The sequence below is a fragment of the Thauera sp. 27 genome, assembly GCF_000310125.2.
Classification (GTDB): Bacteria; Pseudomonadota; Gammaproteobacteria; order Burkholderiales; family Rhodocyclaceae; genus Thauera; species Thauera mechernichensis.
Window position 1 is genome coordinate 1 of record NZ_AMXB01000101.1, and the last position, 581, is coordinate 581.

Annotated in this window: 1 protein-coding gene; it reads right to left on the minus strand. The window is 68.3% G+C overall.

The window, feature by feature from the left end; genetic code table 11:
* Positions 1-581: NAD(P)/FAD-dependent oxidoreductase (locus tag B447_RS21565; protein WP_004249447.1), on the minus strand; the 581-nt coding region annotated here is incomplete at both ends.

Genomic DNA, 581 nt, shown 5'->3' on the forward strand with positions numbered 1-581 from the left:
AGCCGCGGCAGGCTCTGCAGGCCGCCGGCGGCAATGGCGCGCGCGCCGTAGGCCAGGCGCTTGCCGCCTTCGAGATACTTGCGGATCTCGGGGTGCGTCTTGTAGCGCTGCATCTCCTCGAAGGGCGACAGGTGCGGGTTCTCGTAGTTGAGGCCGACCACGTAGCCCACCGCCACCAGGTTGTCCTCGAGGTGATAGACGAAGCCACCGCCGTAGGTGGCGTTGTCCATCGGCCAGCCGGCGGTGTGCACCACCAGGCCGGGGCGATGGTTCTCGGGCCTGACCTCCCACAGCTCCTTGATGCCGATGCCGTAGGTCTGCGGGTCGGCGCCCTCGCGCAGATTGAACTTCGCCTCGAGCTGCTTGCCCAGATGGCCGCGACAGCCTTCGGCAAAGAGCGTGTACTTGGCGTGCAGCTCCATGCCCGGCTGGTGGTGCGGGCCGGGCGTGCCGTCACGGTTCAGGCCCATGTCGCCAGTGGCCACGCCCTTGACCGCGCCTTTTTCATCGAACAGGATCTCGGCGCCGGCAAAGCCGGGATAGACCTCGACGCCGGCCGCCTCGGCCTGCTCGCCGAGCCA